A 20,471-nucleotide genomic window follows, 5' to 3' on the forward strand; every position below is an offset into this window, starting at 1 on the left:
AGTTAATGTGTAGAGGTCGATCCGGCTAATCTTCACAAAAAAGGATCGCAACGATCCCAATTAAGGCTCTAACCGTGTCGCGATTTACGACAAGAATTATGCTGATAAGAGTTTGTGACAAAATAGTAGCTATGAACTCAATTGGTATATTCGATAACACCAAAGAATCTCTCGGCGACTTGCTCGAAGAGATCCACACGGGCAAAGTTCAACTGCCGGATCTTCAACGCAGTTTTACGTGGTGCAACGAACAAATCGTCAAATTGATTGCCAGCATCTCGCATTCCTTTCCCATTGGTGCAATTCTCACTACCAAAGTCAACAGTAACAGCAGCTTCAGCTTCAAACCACGACTACTCGAAGGTGTGCAAATTACCAAAGAACCCATCCCAGACAGTCTGATCCTGGACGGACAACAAAGGCTTACTAGTGCTTACATGTGTTTTCGCTCTGGTAATGCTGTTCAAATTCGCGATCGCCAGACGCACAAGCTTCAAGAGCGTTGGTATTATATCGATATTCCTGCGGCTCTCAATCCAGAGATCGATCGAGTAGATGCGATTATTTCACTGCCGCGATCGCAGACCAAGAAAACGAAACACCGCAAAATTGATTGCAGCACTGCGGAACAAGAGTACGAGCAACTACTATTCCCCGTCTCTGCCATCTTTAACTATGCCCAATGGCGCGAAGGGTTTCAGAAGTACTGGAGCTACGAACAAGACAAATTAGCACTCGCGCGACAATTTGAATTAGAAATTGTCAAGAGATTCGAGCACTACCAACTTCCCATCATTCAATTGCGTTCAGAACTGTCTAAAGTAGCCGTTTGTCAGATCTTTGAAGATATGCACGAAATGCCCACTCCCATGACCTTCTTCGACCTGGTAACAGCCTGTTTTGCGGCTGAAGACTTCTCTTTGCGCGACCATTTTGCAGGTGTCAGTCAGCAGTTATCGAGATTTGGCATACTTCAGGGCGTGCGGAATACTGATTGGTTGTCAGCAGTGACTTTGGTAGCTACTTATCATCGTCGAGAGCGAGTAGTGAAGGAGCATCCACTTATCGCTCAAATCCCTACCGTAGGCTGCGGTCGTCAGAATATTCTCGATCTAGCATTAGCGGACTACGAGCAATTTGCCCCAATGACATTGGCAGGTTTCGATCGCGCCGCAAAATTTCTCCATAGTCTAGGATTTGTCCATCCTGAAGATATTGCTTATCCCAGTCAGTTACTCGCTTTGGCATCAGTACTGGCAATAGTTGGATTACCTAACGATCTGGGGCGTACTCAGTTAGAACGCTGGTGGTGGTTATGTTCACTAGGAGAGGTTTATAATAATTGGCAGAATAAACGAACTGCTAACGATACGACCGAAATTCCCCGATGGTTAGCAGGTGGGGCTATTCCCAGCAATATCGATTCAGTCCATTTCAATCGAGCAAGATTATTACAAGTAACCCGAAGACAGGGTGCAATTTATAAAACTCTCAATGCTCTACTACGCAAGCAAGGTGCAATTGACTTTCTCTCAGGGGAAATTATCCGAGATGTCAAAGTGTTTGATGGTGAGATTGAGTCTCATCATGTGTTTCCAGAGGCTTGGTGCAAACAGCAGGGTATTCCAGCAACTCGGTACAATTGCTTGCTAAATCGAACTCCACTCAAAAAAGATACAAATCGGTTTATCGGTTCTCAACCGCCATCAGTATATCTAGCGCGATTGGTAGATGAGCAGGGTATTTCTAAACAGCGATTGAATGAGATTCTGCGATCGCACTATATCGAACCAAAAACATTGTGGAGTGATGATTTCGATGCTTTTCTAGATTCGCGGATGGGAGATTTATCACTATTAATTGAGGAAATGATGGGCATCAAGTTATCGAGGAAAAATCTGGTCGGAATCAAATAGAAGTCTATACCCTGTAATTGCCCTACCGAAAGTCAAGTGAGGAGATTATGAGCATCATCACTATTCGCTGCCGTTTAGTTGCTGGAGTCAAACAGCAGATTAATAAAAAAAGTATTGAAAACTTCAGTGCAGAAGAGCAAATTCTACTGCAAAATCTCTTAGATGAAAAGATTCAAGTAGAGCTAGATGAAAATAAATACAAGAATGCAAAAGTCAAAGCAAAAATAAAAAAGAATACGTTTATAACTCTAGCTAAATCTAGTGAAGATGTTCGCCAACAACTTTGGCACTTTTTTCTCACCAGCTCTGCGATGACAGATGAATTAAAGGATGCAAAGGTTAAAGCAAAAATAAAAAAGAATACGTTTATAACTCTAGCTGAATCCAGTGAAGATGTTCGCCAACAACTTTGGCATTTTTTTCTGACAAGTTCCTCGTTGACAGATGAATTACTCGATCGACTATCCCAACACCCAAACTTTCAAACTTGGCTGCAAGAAGGCAATCTGCCTGAGGATGAACTTAAAGCTTGTTGGCTGGAACTCAAAACTAGCCCTTTGTACGATGAAAAACTGCCAGGAAGATTTTTCTCCTCAGTCCAATCGATGGTTAAGACTATCTATGCTAGCTGGCTAGCACTGCATCAACAAAAGCAGCGCAGCCTTAACGGTTTAAATCGATTAACGGAAATAGTCTACAGCGATGAAGCTCTAATCGAAATGTGCGATTTAACCTTCGCACAACTACAAGCAAATGCAGAATCGATGCTTTCTGAAATAGACAAAGAGATCGCCAATTCCGAGAAACTACTATCGAGAATTAATCTATTATTCACGAAACACGCAGAGCTTCCAGAAGAAGATATCATCGGTCATTCCGCAATCGCCTATCTAATTAGACATGGTTGTAAGATTGAACCTAAAATCGAATCGACTGAAAAGTTCAAAAAGTGGTTTAGAACCAAGCTCAAACGAGTACGAAGATTAGAAACTCAACTAGCAGGTCATTTTCCCAGAGGGCGAGATATCCAAAACAAAGCTTTGATAAGCTGCTTAGAAACCACAAACAGAGACGATTTTACTGACAATCTAGAATATCTGTTGTGGCGCAATCCGATCTCTCGGAATCCACCGCCGCTTCCACATCCGATCGAGTTCAACACTAATACAGATCTCCGATGGTTCAAGCTCTATCGCAAGCAGTATAAATGCAAACATACAGCCACAGGGGAATCGATCGATTCGAGCGAATTAACACAGCGGATATTCGTTGAATTTAACGGATTAACGCGAGGAAATAATTATGTTTTCGAGGTTTATTGCGATCGTCGCCAATTATCTCTATTTCAACGATTTGTCAAGGATTATCAATTGAATGTAAAATCTAACGATCGAGATGACGATCGACAAGAGAAATATTCATCAGGTCTATTTGTTCTCCGCGCTGCTCACCTTCTATGGGAACGGCAGGAATCCCAGGATCGCTATCGCCATAAGAGTCTAACAACTCAAACTGCAAACGAACCCTGGAATACTCACCAACTATATCTTCACTGTGCGATCGAAACTGACTTATTAACCGCTGAGGGTACGAGTAAAATTCAACAGCAGAAAATTCAAAAAGCTAGTAACACAATTGCCAAACAACTAACAAATGATCATCCTAATGTCAAGGAACAACAGAGTCTCAAGAGAAATCAAACCTCTCTAGCTGCACTCACAAGATCCTTGCCCAGACCTAACCGCCCGATCGCGCAGGTTAATCCTCAGATTATAGTTGGTTTAATCTTCGCTCCGGTTAAGCCAATTTATCTGGCTGTGGTCGATGTAATCACAGGGAAAACTGTTGCCTGTCGTAGCACGAGACAACTATTGGGGAATAAATACCCAAAACTCAGCGAATATCGTTTGAAACAGCAGCACAATAGCCGTCATCGCCGGAAACAGAACCAAAAAGGACAGTTTCGTCAACTTACCGAATCGACTCAAGGAGAACATCTAGACCGACTCTTGGCAAAAGCCGTAATTAAAGTTGCGATGGAGTTCAAAGCAGCCAGTATTGCCTTACCACCCATAAATAATCGCATTGAAAAAATTCAAAGCGAATTAGAAGCCTATGCGGAAGAAGAAATCCCCGAAGATATCGGAACTCAACAAAAACTTACTCGCGAAACATCAGTAGCGATCCACAAATGGAGCTACAACCGCCTATCAGGAAATATTAGAAGTAATGCTGCAAAGCTCAATATCGCTGTCGAAATGGGAGCTTTACCGTCCTGTGGTACTCTAGCCGAACAAGCTACAGCGATCGCCATGAGTGCTTACAATTCCACAGAACATCGCTAAAGATAATCGACCTGCATCTAGATCGTAAATTTGCTATAATATGCTTGCGCCTCTGTCGATGCTCTCTGAGACGTTCGATCTGAGAAAAATGGGTGAGTTTGACCATCTAACGGTGGTTCTGCTTTCCGGCCCTGGCATTTCGTCCGCCCTTTGTGCTGCTTCTCGTGGACTTGCGAAAGCTTGTTGGTGAGAGGGAAAAGTCATAATCTAAAGTCTCGTCTTTTTACTATGACATAGGTGGCGCACCCACGCAACAAGGGTTCAGCTTTTATTTATAGAAGTAGAGACTTCCCTCTAGTGACAGTGCCGAAACGATCCCGTGCGAGGGATACCTACCTAAATTTTGCTTCTTGACAAACCTATAGCGAGGTCAAAACTCCTAGAGACTTTGCCAAAAGCTTAAATCTCATATACTGCCTTGGGTTTCTTGTTTGTCTAAAAACTTTTTTCCGTAGTTCTGGTAGAGCAATCGTACTAATCAAGTCGGCTTTGCCAAATGCTGACCTACAAACTTTGATTACCAAGCGTTTGAGATTGTCAGAGTTGCAACGCTCCTTCTGACTAAAGGTGGCTTGAAAGAACGCTGATACTTACGTCCGTAGTTGCGAGGTTGTGTTGCAACGCTCCTTCTGACTAAAGGTGGCTTGAAAGTTAATTATTACTCACAGTCCATTAGCTCTAAATCACCGTTGCAACGCTCCTTCTGACTAAAGGTGGCTTGAAAGAATATAGAGATGGCGCGATCGACACGATCCCGCCATTGTTGCAACGCTCCTTCTGACTAAAGGTGGCTTGAAAAACGGATTAATAGCATTTCATAGTCACAAATTTGCCCAGGTTGAAACTCTCATCTTGGAAAGGTAGGTAGAAAGTAAAACCGAACTTGGGTATAGGCTTAGACTAATAGCCACCAGCATAAATGCCATTATCTGTAAAGAGTGCGATTGAAAGGATAGAAGCTATTTACAAATTATTTTGTGGCAGAAGCCAATTAAAACTGAAATTTGACTGCGATCGAGTGGATTAGATTTACATCAAAAAACAAAAATTCGCTCTCGGTATGGGTTTAGAACGGATTTTGGACATTAACTATGTAAAACTGACAAATATCTATGAAATGTACAGTTGCTGTACAACTCAGATCGGTCCAGAGGTGAAAATACCGGAATGAGGGTATTCACCTCCCTCAAGTTCGGTTTTACACCTGCGATCGAGCAGCACCGATCCGTTATTCTCATGAGAGTGAGTCTTGTAGCGGGATAAGTTGTGGTCAGAAAGTGGTTGCTCCCAACATTGAGCGAAGTATTAGCCAAAGCAGAACCGACGGGGATCGATCTGCTCGTACCCGAATTCAATCCCCCAGATCCCTACCCCTCAACAGATCGGCAGCAATTGCAACTGCAAGCGCATAGTCAGTGGCAAAGTGCGATCGCGTCGGTAGAAACCTTGTTATTGAAATCATTACCCAGTCCGATTGGCGTCCAGGATCTCAGTGAGGAGACAGTCATTGAAGGATTGCTCATCACGGCTCCGCTACCACTGTTTAGTCATCCGGCGATCGCGTCCCAGTTGCAGACGATTACGTTTACCACGCCTCATACCAATCGCCAGTTATTGCCCTGTAAGTCTACAGGGATCGAACGAGAGCTAGATCGAGCGGCTCACTTTCCGATCGAGCTACTACCCACAGATCCCCTCGCTGACGAACGCTTTTGCCTCGTGTTGACCGATCGATTTAGTCTGGTAGTAGTTTTGGGGGAGGAAGATGGTACTCCTCGCTGTCAATTCTCCTTCGATCCTGATGACTTGGATCTGGCATGGAAGTCCCTGCGGGGGCGAATCATGCTGACAGCACCCCACCACCTCTCCTATCTAGACGAGCTAGCCACGCAATTTAGCCCGATCGAGCCTCACTACCGCTGGGTGATGGCATTTAGTCAATATCTACTGGAACACCAGCCTGTCGCCACCCTCGCCCCCACTCAGCCTGCACCAGAAGTCGCCACCAAGCTGGCGGCAGATGTCGAGCTGATCCAAGCCCTCACCCACGAAATCCGCACGCCATTGACGACAATCCGCACGATGACACGGCTGCTCCTCCGTCAGCCGGATTTGTCCCCCCGCGTGCTCAAACGGCTGGGCGCGATCGATCGGGAGTGTACCGAGCAGATCGATCGGATGGAACTGATTTTTAGTGGGGTAGAATTGGCGACTACTCAGCCATCCCAAGCCGTAGATCTGACTACGATGTCGATCTCCCAACTCTTGGAGCATAGTCTCCCCCAATGGCAACAGCAAGCCGAACGCCGCAATCTCAATCTCGCCGTAGACATCCCGCACCAACTCCCCGCCGTTGTCAGCAATCCGACGATCCTCGATCGCGTCTTGACTGGATTAGTGGAAAATTTCACGCGCAATCTGCCCTCTGGAAGCCGGATTCAAGTCGAAGTCACCCCTGTGGGCGATCGCTTGAAGTTGCAACTCCAATCTCAACCCGATGACGAATCTCCCCACACCGCGCACCAGGAGCGACACTCGATCGGTCAATTACTCACTTTTCAACCGGATACAGGCAATCTCAGCCTGAATATGAATGTGACTAAAAATCTCTTTCAACTCCTCGGTGGTAAACTAATCGTACGTCAACGTCCTCAGCAGGGCGAAGTCTTAACGATTTTCTTACCACTGTCGATGATTGCTCAGAGCTAGGTATTAGGCTTTAGGTTTTAGGCTTTAGGCTTTAGGGCGTAAGCGTTTATCTATACTTAATAAGTAGCTGGGTGCAAATATTTATTAATATAAATTGCCTGAAAACTAACTGGTGGGCAGTGCCTACCCTACATACCTGCCCTCTACTACCTTCTACCCTCTACCCTCTACCCCCTTTCCCATGTGGTTTGCCAAAATTGAAACTGGAATCGTCCCCAAATCAGAATTCGATCGATATATTTCCGCGCATAAAATATACGTCCAAGACTTAATCGATCGCGGACATCAGGCTAAAACTGGCTATTGGGGAGAATATGGTGGGGGAATGATGTTATTTCAAGCGGCTTCGCTTGCTGAAGCCGAGCAAATTGTCGCCGCCGATCCACTCGTTCAAAACCATTGTGTTGCTTATCAATTGCATGAATGGCGAATCATTTTGGGTGAATAAGTTTGGAATTGAGCATCCAGTCGATCGCCAATAACAAACTAATCAATCACTGCGATACAATCAATCTCGACCAAGACATCTTTTGGTAATCGTGCGACTTCCACACAAGCCCGAGCTGGAGCGGTTGCTTCATCAAAATAACGTGCGTAGATTTTATTTACTGTGGCAAAATCATTCATGTCTTTGAGAAATACACCTGTCTTGACAATATCCTCAAAGCTAGCACCAGCTTGTTTCAAAATCGCGGCAAGATTTGCCATCACCTGCTCGGTTTGTTTGGCAACATCGCCATCATGAACTAATTGATTTGTGGCTGGATCGATCGCGATTTGTCCAGATACAAATAACATTCTACCAGTTGCGACGATCGCTTGATTGTATGGGCCGACTGGGGCAGGGGCTGAGTTGGTTTGGATAATTTGTTTAGTCACAATGGTGAATGGTGGATGGTAAATGGTGGATGGTGGATGGTGCAGATAATCGTTAATATTTTAAATTTCCATCGGGATCTAGAGGCGATCGATCGGGATCTGCTTCGGCGGCTTTGCGCGATCGATCGACCGATTGTCCGTATCTAATTGGTAACTGAATCACTTTAGCTGATTCTGATTGTTGGCGATCGCGTTCTGGTACCTCCCCGCGTCGTCTGGCTGACACGCGTTCCTCACTCGTTCCTTTGCTAATTAACTCATATAAGACCGCTTGTTTATCAGCTTTGCCCTTGCGTAATATCCGTCCCAATCTTTGAATATATTCGCGTGGCGAAGCCGTACCGGATAAGATCACCGCAATACTCGCCGCCGGAACATCGACACCTTCATTTAAGACTTGAGATGCCACCAAGACATTATAGGTACCTTCTCGAAAGTGGCTGAGGATTTGATGTCGTTCTTTGACTGGGGTATGATGAGTGATCGCCGGAATCAACAGACTTTGAGCAATCCGATAAACAGTCGCATTGTCACTTGTGAAAATCAGTGTAGATTCGGGATAATGTCGGTCGAGTATTTCTGCTAAAATTCGTAACTTACCATTAGTTGAAAGGGTGATTTCTTTGGCTTCGCGATGAGCTAGCATCGCCCGTCTACCTTCAGTCGATCGACAACTCGCGCGGATAAACTTTTGCCAGCCATCGATACTCCCGAACGATATCTTCTGAGCGCGGAGAAAAATATCACGTTCTTCAATCAGTTTATGATAGCGACTGAGTTCTTCATCACTCAACTTCACCTCGATCTGCTCGACACGATAGGGAGCCAGAGCCGAACCTGCTAGATCGGCGGCGGTTTGACGATAGACTTCTTTCCCGATCAATAGTTCTAAATCTTGATGCTTACCATCGCTACGTTCGGGAGTAGCACTCAATCCCAGCCGATACGGCGCGATCGAGTATTCCGCAACTACCCGATAAAAATCCGTCGGTAAATGATGGCACTCATCACAGATCAATAACCCATATAAATCGCCCAACGACTCGATCTGGATCGCCGCACTATCATAAGTAGAAATCAAAATCGGCGTCCGATCGCGCGAACCACCACCCAATAAACCAATTTCTGTCCCAGGAAAAGCCGTCAAGAGCTGGGCGTACCACTGATGCATCAAATCGATCGTCGGCACCAGAATCAACGTGCTGCGGGGGGTAGCAGCCATCGCTAGCTGGGCAACTAGCGTCTTACCTGCTCCAGTCGGCAAGACGACGACCCCCTGCCTTCCGGCTTGTTTCCAGGCGAGTAAAGCGGCTGCTTGATGGGGGTAAGGTTCGAGGCTCAGTTGCGAGTCGAGTTCGAGCGCATCAAACGCTTTTGCCTTGTCGATAAAATCCGTCTGTTCTTGCTGGAGGACTCCGACGATCTCGCGATAGTTGTGCCCAGGAATCCGAAATTTTTCAACGCGATCGTCCCACGTTGCATATTCCATCCAGCCTCTACCCCGTGGTGGTGGATGCAAAAGTAATGTTCCGCGATCGTAGGTGAGTGTCGGCACTCTTGCCATAATTTTTCAGTCAAAGTGATGCACCACCTCATCCTAGCGCAATGGCTGTGCATCAAACCTAAAACCTAGCTGGCATAAGTCATTTTGGCGGCAAGTTCTGTCAACCAGTCATTTTGCCCGATAGCGAGGGCGATGGCGATCCCCGCCGAAGCATTGGCAATAAAGCCTTTTTCGGTGAACTTGTAGTTGATATGGTTGGCGATCGACCAAATAAATACCGAGAAACCAAAGACAATCATTAAAGTCAGGACAAATGTCATCGATAAAATTTGGCTGTCTGCCTGAGAGGCATCTGCTACCCAAATTGTAGACCAGTGATTGGCAATTGCCCAGACAAAAACTCTACTAGCGCAGCACAAATACGCACCAATAAAATAAGCGATGACTCCAGGGATATACTGCATGTGCGGCGATCGATGATAGATAGTAAGTAGCAAGCGTGCTTACTAGTTATTATTCCCAATTTACTACCCACTATCGCCATCGATCGCGTTCGAGATCGTAGATCGCTTTTTCCCAATGCCAATCGGCAGATTTGTCTGGATATCTCCGTTGAGATTGTTGGATCAGCCGCTGTGCCGTACTTTGATTGCCACCCAATAGTTTTAGTAGTTTGCGCTCTAATTGGGGATGCTGGGGCTTGATGTTGCGGCTCACACCTTTGGAGCGTCTACCTGTGCGGAAGTGATGGCGTTGGAGCCATGCGAACAACAATAAACAACATCCTAAAGAAATCGCGATCGCAGCACCAGTCATAGCAGTTTAAAGTTGAAGATCGGGTTCCAATGCTAGCGAGAATCCAACTGAGAATTTGGACATGCTCAACCAGTAAAATTACTTAAATTCGTTTCAGTCATCATCAGCCATTGTCGATAGTCGCTAGAGATAGCTGAATCGGATATTCATGTTGGATAGCTGAGTAATAGCGATCGCCCCAATGGCAAAAACTGTCCCTCGATACTTATATTATTACCTAAATATTTACAGCAATTGCCATTGAGCGACTTATTCTACAATCTTCCGTAATGCCTTCATCTGCGATCGATGTTTTTTGGCTTCCAATCGTCGCCGATCTTGTCCGCGACTGGGCTTTGTCAGCTTCCGAGGGAGGACGACTACCGCCGCGCTCAAAATTAACGATCGCAGCCGCTCCAAAGCTTCCGCCCGATTGCGCTCTTGACTGCGGTGTTCCTGCGACTTGATGACGATGACACCTTCACTAGTGATGCGGCGATCTCGCAATTCCAACAGCCGATGCTTACACCAATCTGGCAACGACGATGCCATAATATCAAATCGCAAGTGAATCGCCGTCGCCACCTTGTTGACATTTTGACCGCCAGCACCTTGCGATCGAATGGCACTAATATCGATCTCGCTCAGTGGAATGCTGATGTTTTTAGAAATCTCGAACATGACTTATCTTGAATATGCTAGGTAGCACTACTATCTTTAGTATTACCCATTAAATAAAGTAATGCCATCCGAATCGCGACACCATTGTTTACCTGTTCGGAAATCAAGCTCAAATCTAGATCGTCCATCAGATCGGAGGTGATTTCGACGCCGCGATTGGTGGGGCCAGGATGGAGAATTTTGACATCTGGGTGGCACAATTTCAGACGTTCGCGCGTGATGCCATAATGTTGATGATATTCGCGCAAACTAGGTAACAAATGGTCAGTCATCCGCTCTTGTTGGAGCCGTAATGTCATCACAAAGTTAGCATCTTTGAGAGCGGGTTCGAGTTGCCAATGAATAAACAAATTGGATGTGTCGATACCTGCCCGTGGCTCTTGGCAATAGTCAGCGAATTCGGGGGGGAGTAAAGTTGGTGGGGCGCACAGATGGACTTGGGCACCACTAGCGGTGAGGCTCCAGATATTCGATCGCGCCACGCGAGAATGTAAGATGTCTCCCACGATCGCAATCTTCTGGTCTTGAAGTAATGATAATCGGGGATTGACCGGATCGATCGTCGCACAAATAGTCAGTAAGTCTAACAACGCCTGGGAAGGATGTTCGTGCTGTCCGTCGCCAGCATTTAAGATCCCGACTTTGACCCCCATTGTATCTAGTGCTGTCGCGATAGCGTGTGGAACTCCGGCTTGTTTGTGGCGGATTACCATCAAGTCAGCACCCATCGCCAGATAGGTTTTGGCGGTATCGAGAATGGTTTCACCTTTGGTAAGCGAGGAAGTCGCCGCTGCAAAATTGAGCGTATCGGCGGAGAGGCGTTTGGCGGCTAATTCAAAACTACTGCGGGTACGAGTAGAAGATTCAAAGAACAGATTGGCAACTACCCGCCCTTGGAGTGTCGGTACCTTCTTGACAGGGCGAGACAATACTTCTTTGAAGCTAGTCGCTGTCTGAAGAACGGTATCGTACTCGGCGGGGGTAAAGTCGGCTAGGGATAGGATGTGTCGGCGCGTCCAGGTCATTTTAGAGGGGATATGGGTTAGAGCAAATCAGTAAACATCATCATGATTTCCGACATCAAGTAGCACGACCGTCTCGGATTCAGTATCAGGATCTTTTTCAATTGAGAATAGCACTCGACAATCATAGCCACAACTACAAGAATGGATGCCGTCTAGACTTCCACTTAACTTGTGAGTGCCCAGATTTGCTGCAAATACATCCTCTTGCATCTGTTCGAGGGTTTTTGCACCCTTTGCCGCAATTCTAGATTCCGCTTTGTAAACTTTCGTAAGGCGCGATTGAATCTTGGGGTGGGAATCAATTCTCTCATGCGTCTGAGTCACCCATCGACTCATCTAAGTGAGTCATAATTTCTGCTACCGATTTAGGTTTGAGTTTCCCCGCCTGCACATCCAACCTCGCTTGCTGTGCGTATGCTGCTAACTCTACTCGCAGAATTTCAGCTTTGTGTTTTTGCATTGCCTCAAGCAAAGCCTCTTGCTCTTCACGAGGTAGCTCCAGTGCAGCTTCCAATATTTGCGCTAGTGTACTCATGATGTCGATTTATTTTTTTCCATGTGGGCGATCGATCGAGCACTAATCCTCAAGTGCCAAAAATGAATCTATTTTTACCATTGCTAGTGCTGCTTGAAAGGTCGCTAAATATCAATTCTATATGTATTATAATCTGACATCCCCATAGGCGATCGAGATCGTCTACAGGTGTAAAACACTACTACCGATCGTAATCAAAGACAGAAAGAGAATAAATCCGATCGTATCTAATAATGTCGTGACTAACGGCCCACTAATGAGAGCTGGATCTAGATTTACTAGTTTGAACCCCATCGGTAGTAATGTCCCCAATGTCACGGCAATTACCGAATTCGTTGCCATCACAATCCCTGCTACCACTGCCACCCAGCGTTCGCTGGGCGGTGTCCAAATCAGAGCCAAGAGGATCATGGTCAAACCGAGTCCAATTGCCGTTCCTAGCCCTGCTAATACCTCTTTGCCGAGAATTTCGAGTGTATCGCCAGGGGTGACTTCACCGACACCGAGGGAACGGATCGTAACGGTGAGGGCTTGAGTACCAACTGCGCCACCAGTATTGGAAAATAGTGGCATGATCACGGCGAGTACTGGCACTTTGGCGATCGTCTCTTGAAACGGGGCGATCGAGCTAGATGCACCGATATATAATGCCATAATTCCCAATAACCAGGGCAAGCGATTTTGTAATTTAGTCCAAGGGGGAGAAAGGGAAGAATCTTCACCACTACCCACACCTGCGAGTTTTTGGATGTCTTCGGTGGCTTCTTCTTCCAAAATATCAATCACATCATCGATCGTGATGATCCCCACCAATCGATCCTCGCGATCGACTACAGGCACGGCGATCAAGTCATACCGCTGCATTTGCCGAGCGACATCTTCTTGAGGTGTTTCGGTATATGCTTTGATTACGCGATCGCTAGCGATATCTTTAATCAAGGCATCGGGAAGAGTAAATACCAATTGCCGCAGTGAGACTACCTGCATCAGTTTACGGCTATCGTCGGTGATATAAGCATAGTAAACCGTCTCCTTATCGCGATCGCTTTGCTTGATCTTCGCCAAAGCTTCGCCGACTGTCAAACCTTGACGCAGCCGCACATATTCTGTCGTCATCACCCGTCCGGCGGTACCTTCAGGATAGCCGATAATCGTGGCCGTCGCCGCCCGTTCTTCGGGACTGAGTTGAGGTAATAATCTCTTGACTACCCCTGCTGGTAGCTCGTCAAACAGTGCCACCCGATCGTCGGGACGCATCGCTTCGATAATCTGACAAACTTGAGTATTGTGGAGAGCCTCGATCAACTCCTCTTGAATCTCGGTGGGGAGATATTCAAACACATCGATAGCACACCCCTTAGAAAGCAATCGAAAAGCGATCGCGCGTCGCTCTTGAGGCAACTCGCTAATATAATCACCAACATCCACCGCTGGTAGATGATTTAGTTCCAACTTGAGTTGATTCAAGTCAGTGATTTCAGACAATTCCATCGAACCTTCTCGATTTAGCATCAAACCTCCTAGCCTCCTCTTTCCTGGGAGACTAGCTCGTCAGATTCTAGAGAAGATTGTTACTTTAAAGCAGATGGACTGTAGTCCACGATGTACATATAAATTACTACCGATATTTTCGTAAAGATTTAAGATCGGTATCCCTATCGTATCTCTGGATGTATCAAAATCGCAACGTTCAATTTGTAGTAACAAAAAATTAGCCATAAAAAGAGGCAAAGCCAGGGATTACTAGCGAAGCAATGAACAAACAGTTTAAGATCGATAACTAATCTCCGCTCGGATCGCGATTTTTCTCCAGGAGAGGCACACTAGCATCATTCATGTCTCAACCGATCGAAGTCACCACTCATATTATCCTCCGCGATCTGTTGCGACATCAGCCGACGATCGATGATTGGAACCATCATCTGACGATGGCGCGCTTAGTAGCACGCGCCTTCCGACTATCGAGATCGGTACTGATCCAAGCCGGAATCCCCACCCATCGCGCGGCGGCTCCATATCGACTCAGCTATCTGATTCCCGCGCTGCTGTGGCATGAAACAGTCACCATCGCCATTTCCACTGTTTTTCAAACCCAACTAGTCGAGCACCAGATCCCCCAACTCCAGCACTGGCTGGGTACCTCCAAACCAGTCTACTGCGGCAATACTCCACCCCCGCCAGCATTTCACGGTTTGTGGATTGTCGATCCGCAAGCTTGGTTGCGCTTGCAACTATACCATCCCGATCTCATCGGTACCAATCCGATCGCGATCGATGGTGCCGATGATTTGGAAAATTGGGCGCAAGCATTACTCACTGTGCGGCTCAATACCCAAGATTGGGATAGTTTGCGGTTGAGTCAACCCGCAAATATGTGGGAAGAAATTATTGCTGTCAAAGTTCGCTCGATCGCGGCTTTATGGCAACGTCCGCTCAATCCTTATAACTGCTATCTTTTGGATGCTGACGATCGATTGACGATCGCCTCACTCGGCAAACTCCTCAATTCCCAACTACCTGCAAACTGGCAGCAGTTTTATCAAGAGTTAGCCCAGCCAGAGCGATTGGTATGGGCAGAGATCGATCGCGCTCGCGGTACATTTAGTCTCGCAATTATGCCGACAGATCTAGTTACTAGACTCGCACCAATTTGGGAGCGTCAACCAACTATATTCATCACTAGTGCAGTCGATCTCAATAATAAAGCGATCGGTTATCGTCAAGAACTCGGCATCGGTGAAGTAACTTCAGTCAAATTCCCACTCGATCGTCAAGCTGACTTATATAAACTCTACATCCCGCGCTGGATGCCGATGCCCAATACTAGTAAATTCCAGCCAGTATTGGTTAGTGAAATCAAACATTTATTGAAGCTCATTGACGATCGACCCAAATTCGTCGTGATTCTGATCCAGGATACCCCGCTCAAAGCGCAACTAGCATCCGTCCTAGCGGCTGAATGGGGTCGCAGAGTCCAAGTCGAACGCACCAACCTTACAGCGACAAATATCCTCGTCTCCGGGTGGGAATTTTGGCAGCAACATCAAGACGATCTACCAACACCTGAATTGATGATTATTGCCACCTTACCGATCCCTTCACTTGAAGATCCGTTAGTTGCCGCGAAAGTGAGTTTTTATAAACAACAAAAGCAGGATTGGTTTCGACTGTATTTATTACCGACTGGCTTGAGGATATTGCATCGCGCGATCGCGCCGATGCGATCTTCACATGGGATAGTAGCCATCTTTGACAATCGGATCGATCGGCGAATTTATGGCAAACAAGTAATTGCTGCACTCAACCCCAATATTCGGATTAAGTATTTAGATTTAAGTTGGCTTGATTCGGCATAATAAATGCTCCACTTGGCAAAACATCTAACCCAGTCGATGGGCCTTTCAACTTCGCTCGTTCGTTGGTAATAATGGTAATCTCGTACCCTCCAAATGCTTTAAACCCCAAGCCGCCATTACTTTTAATACCGGACGCAGACTTTTACCCTCTTCAGTCAATTGATAATTCATTCGACGAGAATGGTTGCTGTAGGGCTGTTTTTCGATTAAGCCCAACTCCTCTAGCAACTTGAGCCGATTGGCGAGGATATTCGTGGAGATCCCCTCTGGCGAATCCAAAAACTCCTCAAATCGCTGCTTGTCCAAAAACATTATGTCGCGAATTATTAATAGCGTCCAGCGATCGCCTATTAGGTCTAGAGTACACGAAACAGGGCAGGGGGAACGTTTGGGTGGTGTCATGTCATCAAAATTGACTGGAGTGGCGATCGAAATTCAAGGTACTTAATTGCATTTTACAAGTTATCTCTGGTAAAGTTAATTTTAACTTGCAATCTAAAACTTACCTATGAGCCAAATCGAACAGCTTAAACCATTGGAGATAGAACTACACCTACCTGTGAGAACCTATGATATTGACTTTGCTGGAATTGTCAGCAATATCGTCTATGTGCGGTGGCTAGAAGATCTGCGATTGGAAATGCTCAGTCATTCCTTCCCGCTAGCAGAGCAACTTCAGAACGGAATTGCACCGCTAATTTTACAGACTAAAATTGATTATAAACAAGCGATTCAAATGACCGATCTCCCAATCGGCAAAATGTGGGTAGAATCGTTAGCATCATTGCGCTGGATTGTGAGTGCAGAAATTGCGATCGCTGGTAAGATATCTGCCATCGCCCAGCAAACAGGTATCTTTATCAATCTCGAAACTAAAAAGCCGATCCGCATTCCAGAAAGGTTACAGCAACAATATCAAGACTCCTTATTACAATCTGAATCTTAAAAGTGGGACATAAAAAAGGATAAATTTGCTAAAATAGATAATCGCGCTAAAATGTACATATAGATAAAGTCTTTCATATGCACACCTACATCCGATCAGAGGCGCGCAACCGCCACGGTGAAATCTTCGATCGAGCAGCCACAGAGCCAGTACTACTTACAAAACAATCTCGTCCCAGCCACGTTTTACTATCAGCCACAGCTTACACAAAATTGATTGATAAGCTGACTGAATTGGAAGAAGCTGTTTGGGGTCAAAAAGCCACAGCAGCTCTATTTAAAGCAGAGATGGTAGGAACCGAAGTATTTACCAATGCCCTGACAAAAGTAGCTAATGGCGAAGCTTGATGGTTTGGGTCTCGATATATCTGCAAAAATATGACATCATTTAGTCTAAATATCGAAGTCACATTCATTGATGATACTACTGATGAATCGCTCGGTATCACCCAGATCCCAGCCAACGATCTGCCAGATTCATTTGAGCGAGACACCATCATCAACCTCAGCGGAGCCGACTGGAACGTGCTCAATGCTCGCCCAAAAACTCGCGCTCAATACACAAAATCTAAGCACCTGATCTTATGGATTAGTCGTGTCGAACAAGTCAATCCTGACGATATTCTCTACAGCCTGCCATCGATCTGTGCGGTAGTTCCAGAATTAAATAATCGATCGCTCTCAGGCAATGAATTAACGATTTCTGAAGATGATTGGCGGCAATTTGAATTAGTTTCTCATCAGCTAGCTGATAAAGTTGATAAGGAGATCGCCAAAATTCAACTAATTCATGAAACCGCCACTGCTGGCATTGGCTGGCGATCGATTCATATCCGCACAAAGCCAGAAATCCCGATCGTTAGTAATATTGCTTTAACCCATCTCGCAAATATCCTGAAAGTATCTGCCAAATCTACAGGCATCACTTATCATGGTTCACAGTCACAAATTGCCAATGGTTACTCATTTCAATTAAATGATGACTTTTCGGTATATGGAGTGGCTCCCGATCGCAAAGTCCAGGTAATTGCGATCGGTCAAGATTCAAATATATCCGCCAATGACAAATCGATCGAACGGCTCCAGCAAATCGCTCATGAATTAAACCTCGATTTGGTACACTGGTGTCGTTGTGTTCGGGTCAATCCAGACGATCGATTATTCGCATCCCTACTCGCCGATCTTGACTAACTTTATGTCTCCTCAACGTATTTCACCGCAACCAGGGCAAGAATCAGTCTGGGACTATCCACGCCCCCCACGCCTTGAGAAAGTCAATAAACAAATACAGATTGTCTTCAATGGCGAAACTATCGTAGATACCACTGCGGGTTACCGCGTCCTCGAAACCAGTCACCCGCCCGTTTATTATTTGCCACCCGCAGATATTCAGATGCAGTACTTGCAAGCGACTACGCGCGGCTCTTTTTGTGAATGGAAAGGAAATGCTCTCTACTACCACCTCATCGTCAACGATAAACGCCTCGAAAATGCAGCCTGGGCTTATCCAACACCGACGCCAAACTTTCAACCGATCGCCAATTACCTCGCTTTCTATGCGCAATTCATGGATGCTTGCTATGTAGACGGCGAACTAGTCACCCCCCAACCAGGTGAGTTCTACGGTGGTTGGATTACCAAAAATATTGTCGGCCCATTTAAAGGTAGTCCAGGTAGCTGGGGATGGTAAGAGGGTAGAGGGTAGGGGATCGACCATCAATTATCAATTATCAATTATCAATCTTCCCACTCAGCTATCGATTGACTCTCGGCTGTGTGGATCTGTTGTTGCAGATCCTGCCAATTGACAAGCTGACTGGCTTGATCTAGCACTAATTTACCATCATGTAAATATAGCAATCGATCGCTAAATTGGGCGGTCAACTCCAATTGATGATTGACAATTATCATACCTATTTGTTGTGCTTTAGTAATATTAGCGATCGTCGTCAAGACTCGGGTAGCAGTATCAAAGTCTAAATTGGCGATCGGTTCATCGAGTAATAATATTTGTGGTTGAGCGATTAAACCTCTGACGATCGAGACTATTTGTTTTTGTCCCGCAGATAGCTGTAATTCCGTGCGATCGAACCACTCGCTCGGGATCTCAAATTGTTCGGTAATTGTGACGATTCGCTGCTCGATCTGTTTCGGATTTAGCGACTGTAGTTGCAATGGATACGCTAGAGCTTCCCGTACTTTCATCCCCAATAGTTTTGGTTCTTGACTTACCAACATTACCTGCTGTCTGAGCGTAGTTGGGGGAATAGATCGATAGTTAGCACCATTAAATAATATCTGACCGCTAGTTGGCTCACTCAGACGATTGAGCAACCGCAACAATGTGCTTTTGCCAGCACCTGTTATCCCTGTCAACGCGATCCATTCACCCGCCGCTAAACTAAACGAGATATCGGTCAGCAGTGGACGTGTAAAATTGGGTGGAGTGTAGTTGATGCGATCGAGTTGAAGTAGCATATCGATCGTCAATAAATAGATTACCAGATCGCTGTTCTCATCACATTTACGCCTATTCTACTGCTGCTTCCCCTTTAAATACTAACTCAGCAGGCCCAGTCATATAGACGCGATTGTCTGCTTGTGACCATTCGATCTGGAGACAGCCGCCAGGTAATTCCACCGTGCAGCGGCGATCGCATTTGCCAGTCAGTACCCCAGCTACTACCGTCGCGCAGGCACCAGTACCGCAGGCGAGGGTGATTCCGGCACCGCGCTCCCAGACGCGCATTCTGACATAATCAGGGCGCAGCACTTGCACGAATTCAGTATTAGTGCGCTGGGGGAATGCGGAGTGATGCTCGAATTTTGGCCCGATCGTTGCCAAGGGGATGCTATTGGCATCTTCGACGAAAGTCATACAATGTGGATTGCCCATGCTGACGCAAGTCACCGTCCAGGCGGCACCATCAACCTCAATCGATCGGTCTACCACCTTATCATCTGAAGTACTCAAAGTTGTCGGAATTTCTGCGGCACTCAACCGAGGTTCGCCCATATCAACCTGGACATCACCTTCTAGCAACACTACGGGAGTGATGATCCCAGCCAGGGTATGAATTTTATAAGTGACAGCGAGATCGGTTTTACCTTCCAACTCAGCAATGAATTTTGCCATGCAACGAATCCCATTCCCGCACATCTCCGGCTCCGAACCATCGGAATTAAAGATCCGCATCGTATAATCGGCACCATCTTGCCCTGGTAACACAAAAATCACGCCATCACCACCGACCCCAAAATGGCGATCGCACCAAATAACTGCCGCTTCTGGCTCGATAATGGGCGTAGTGCTGTGACGATTGTCGATCAGGATGAAATCGTTGCCCAAGCCTTGATATTTGCTAAATGCGATCGTCATTAAATTTGGAGGGTAGAGAGCAAAAAGTAATTAGCAGTTAGTAGCAGTTGGTAGGGTGGGAACTGCCCACCAGCTAGATCTCTGCTATTTCCGATCTTTTAAATATTTACGCCGACACACTTAAATGTCGATCGCTCCAAATTTAGCCAAATTGTTGTTTGGCTCGATCGTAAACTTCGACTGTAATCTCATTTATACCCTGTTCTTGAGCAAATTTTTCGATTTTCTTCCGAGCCGCAGGTCGCACAAAAAATGGAATTTCCTTGAGTTTTGCTTCTGCTTCAGCCGTCCAAGAGATATTTTCGCTCACAAAAGATCGATTCCCAGTTTATATCTAAAAATTAATGACGCTGTTTCCGTCTCAGTTAAGTTGAAATGAGTCGTCAGTCGCCCTAAGATTGT

Annotated in this window: 22 protein-coding genes, 1 pseudogene and 1 CRISPR repeat array; of the genes and pseudogenes, 10 read left to right on the forward strand and 13 right to left on the reverse strand. The window is 45.9% G+C overall.

Going from position 1 to position 20,471, the window contains the following annotated elements; genetic code table 11:
* The first annotated feature begins 131 nt into the window (after positions 1–131).
* The 4 genes from ACEW9I_RS17770 (at position 132) to ACEW9I_RS17785 (ending at position 7,418) form a co-directional block, all read left to right on the forward strand.
* Complete coding sequence (locus tag ACEW9I_RS17770; RefSeq protein ID WP_373541665.1) at positions 132–1,916, forward strand: DUF262 domain-containing protein; 1,785 nt, start codon at positions 132–134, stop codon at positions 1,914–1,916.
* 47 nt (positions 1,917–1,963) lie between these two features.
* A complete protein-coding gene (gene cas12k, locus ACEW9I_RS17775) occupies positions 1,964–4,261 on the forward strand; it encodes a type V CRISPR-associated protein Cas12k (protein ID WP_373541666.1) in 2,298 nt (765 codons plus the stop codon).
* Between the two features lie 542 nt (positions 4,262–4,803).
* Positions 4,804–5,061: a CRISPR direct-repeat array (repeat unit 37 nt; unit sequence GTTGCAACGCTCCTTCTGACTAAAGGTGGCTTGAAAG).
* Positions 5,062–5,527: 466 nt separating this feature from the next.
* Entirely contained in the window at positions 5,528–6,970 is a 1,443-nt protein-coding gene (locus ACEW9I_RS17780) for a sensor histidine kinase (protein ID WP_373541667.1), read from the forward strand.
* Positions 6,971–7,151: 181 nt separating this feature from the next.
* Entirely contained in the window at positions 7,152–7,418 is a 267-nt protein-coding gene (locus ACEW9I_RS17785; protein WP_373541668.1) for a YciI family protein, read from the forward strand.
* A 38-nt stretch (positions 7,419–7,456) separates the two neighbouring features.
* Here ACEW9I_RS17785 and ACEW9I_RS17790 read toward each other — a convergent pair whose 3' ends face one another.
* From ACEW9I_RS17790 to mgtE, 9 genes and pseudogenes are all read right to left on the reverse strand, one after another.
* A complete protein-coding gene (locus ACEW9I_RS17790; RefSeq protein ID WP_373541669.1) occupies positions 7,457–7,849 on the reverse strand; it encodes a RidA family protein in 393 nt (130 codons plus the stop codon).
* Positions 7,850–7,901: 52 nt separating this feature from the next.
* Complete coding sequence (locus ACEW9I_RS17795) at positions 7,902–9,413, reverse strand: DEAD/DEAH box helicase family protein (RefSeq protein WP_373541670.1); 1,512 nt, start codon at positions 9,411–9,413, stop codon at positions 7,902–7,904.
* Positions 9,414–9,478: 65 nt separating this feature from the next.
* Positions 9,479–9,850, reverse strand: coding sequence for a hypothetical protein (locus ACEW9I_RS17800; RefSeq protein ID WP_373541671.1), 372 nt, complete (start codon positions 9,848–9,850; stop codon positions 9,479–9,481).
* Positions 9,851–9,887: 37 nt separating this feature from the next.
* Positions 9,888–10,169 (reverse strand): hypothetical protein, encoded by a 282-nt coding sequence (locus ACEW9I_RS17805; RefSeq protein WP_373541672.1) that lies wholly within the window; start codon positions 10,167–10,169, stop codon positions 9,888–9,890.
* Between the two features lie 249 nt (positions 10,170–10,418).
* On the reverse strand, positions 10,419–10,829 hold the full coding sequence (gene arfB, locus ACEW9I_RS17810) for an alternative ribosome rescue aminoacyl-tRNA hydrolase ArfB (RefSeq protein ID WP_373541673.1): 411 nt from the start codon (positions 10,827–10,829) through the stop codon (positions 10,419–10,421).
* Positions 10,830–10,846: 17 nt separating this feature from the next.
* On the reverse strand, positions 10,847–11,854 hold the full coding sequence (locus ACEW9I_RS17815) for an aspartate carbamoyltransferase catalytic subunit (protein WP_373541674.1): 1,008 nt from the start codon (positions 11,852–11,854) through the stop codon (positions 10,847–10,849).
* Positions 11,855–11,881: 27 nt separating this feature from the next.
* Positions 11,882–12,165, reverse strand: a pseudogene (locus tag ACEW9I_RS17820) (type II toxin-antitoxin system YafQ family toxin).
* Positions 12,162–12,389, reverse strand: coding sequence for a hypothetical protein (locus ACEW9I_RS17825; RefSeq protein ID WP_373541675.1), 228 nt, complete (start codon positions 12,387–12,389; stop codon positions 12,162–12,164). The pseudogene ACEW9I_RS17820 and the gene ACEW9I_RS17825 overlap by 4 nt, the downstream one beginning before the upstream one ends.
* 162 nt (positions 12,390–12,551) lie before the next feature.
* Positions 12,552–13,901 (reverse strand): magnesium transporter, encoded by a 1,350-nt coding sequence (gene mgtE, locus ACEW9I_RS17830; protein ID WP_373541676.1) that lies wholly within the window; start codon positions 13,899–13,901, stop codon positions 12,552–12,554.
* 323 nt (positions 13,902–14,224) lie between these two features.
* Here mgtE and ACEW9I_RS17835 point away from each other — a divergent pair, with 323 nt between their 5' ends.
* Complete coding sequence (locus tag ACEW9I_RS17835) at positions 14,225–15,745, forward strand: helicase C-terminal domain-containing protein (protein ID WP_373541677.1); 1,521 nt, start codon at positions 14,225–14,227, stop codon at positions 15,743–15,745.
* A 45-nt stretch (positions 15,746–15,790) separates the two neighbouring features.
* On the opposite strand, the gene ACEW9I_RS17840 is transcribed toward ACEW9I_RS17835, so the two are convergent.
* On the reverse strand, positions 15,791–16,096 hold the full coding sequence (locus tag ACEW9I_RS17840; protein WP_373541694.1) for a winged helix-turn-helix transcriptional regulator: 306 nt from the start codon (positions 16,094–16,096) through the stop codon (positions 15,791–15,793).
* On the opposite strand from ACEW9I_RS17840, the gene ACEW9I_RS17845 reads away from it, so the two are divergent.
* From ACEW9I_RS17845 to ACEW9I_RS17865, 5 genes are all read left to right on the forward strand, one after another.
* Positions 16,059–16,193 (forward strand): hypothetical protein, encoded by a 135-nt coding sequence (locus ACEW9I_RS17845; RefSeq protein ID WP_373541695.1) that lies wholly within the window; start codon positions 16,059–16,061, stop codon positions 16,191–16,193. The two genes, ACEW9I_RS17840 and ACEW9I_RS17845, sit on opposite strands and share 38 nt — an antisense overlap.
* Positions 16,194–16,253: 60 nt before the next feature.
* Entirely contained in the window at positions 16,254–16,691 is a 438-nt protein-coding gene (locus tag ACEW9I_RS17850; RefSeq protein WP_373541678.1) for an acyl-CoA thioesterase, read from the forward strand.
* A gap of 77 nt (positions 16,692–16,768) precedes the next feature.
* Entirely contained in the window at positions 16,769–17,038 is a 270-nt protein-coding gene (locus ACEW9I_RS17855) for a type II toxin-antitoxin system prevent-host-death family antitoxin (RefSeq protein WP_373541679.1), read from the forward strand.
* A 30-nt stretch (positions 17,039–17,068) separates the two neighbouring features.
* On the forward strand, positions 17,069–17,881 hold the full coding sequence (locus ACEW9I_RS17860) for a hypothetical protein (RefSeq protein ID WP_373541680.1): 813 nt from the start codon (positions 17,069–17,071) through the stop codon (positions 17,879–17,881).
* A gap of 4 nt (positions 17,882–17,885) precedes the next feature.
* Complete coding sequence (locus tag ACEW9I_RS17865; protein ID WP_373541681.1) at positions 17,886–18,380, forward strand: DUF427 domain-containing protein; 495 nt, start codon at positions 17,886–17,888, stop codon at positions 18,378–18,380.
* 47 nt (positions 18,381–18,427) lie between these two features.
* Here the strand turns inward: ACEW9I_RS17865 and ACEW9I_RS17870 are convergent, their stop codons facing one another.
* The 3 genes from ACEW9I_RS17870 to ACEW9I_RS17880 all read right to left on the reverse strand — a co-directional run bounded on the left by ACEW9I_RS17870 (position 18,428) and on the right by ACEW9I_RS17880 (position 20,379).
* Complete coding sequence (locus tag ACEW9I_RS17870; RefSeq protein ID WP_373541682.1) at positions 18,428–19,168, reverse strand: ABC transporter ATP-binding protein; 741 nt, start codon at positions 19,166–19,168, stop codon at positions 18,428–18,430.
* Positions 19,169–19,220: 52 nt separating this feature from the next.
* A complete protein-coding gene (gene dapF / locus ACEW9I_RS17875) occupies positions 19,221–20,069 on the reverse strand; it encodes a diaminopimelate epimerase (RefSeq protein ID WP_373541683.1) in 849 nt (282 codons plus the stop codon).
* 142 nt (positions 20,070–20,211) lie between these two features.
* Positions 20,212–20,379, reverse strand: coding sequence for a PCP reductase family protein (locus ACEW9I_RS17880; protein ID WP_373541684.1), 168 nt, complete (start codon positions 20,377–20,379; stop codon positions 20,212–20,214).
* Positions 20,380–20,471: the final 92 nt, after the last annotated feature.

Source organism: Chamaesiphon sp., from assembly GCF_041738855.1.
Lineage (GTDB): Bacteria > Cyanobacteriota > Cyanobacteriia > Cyanobacteriales > Chamaesiphonaceae > Chamaesiphon.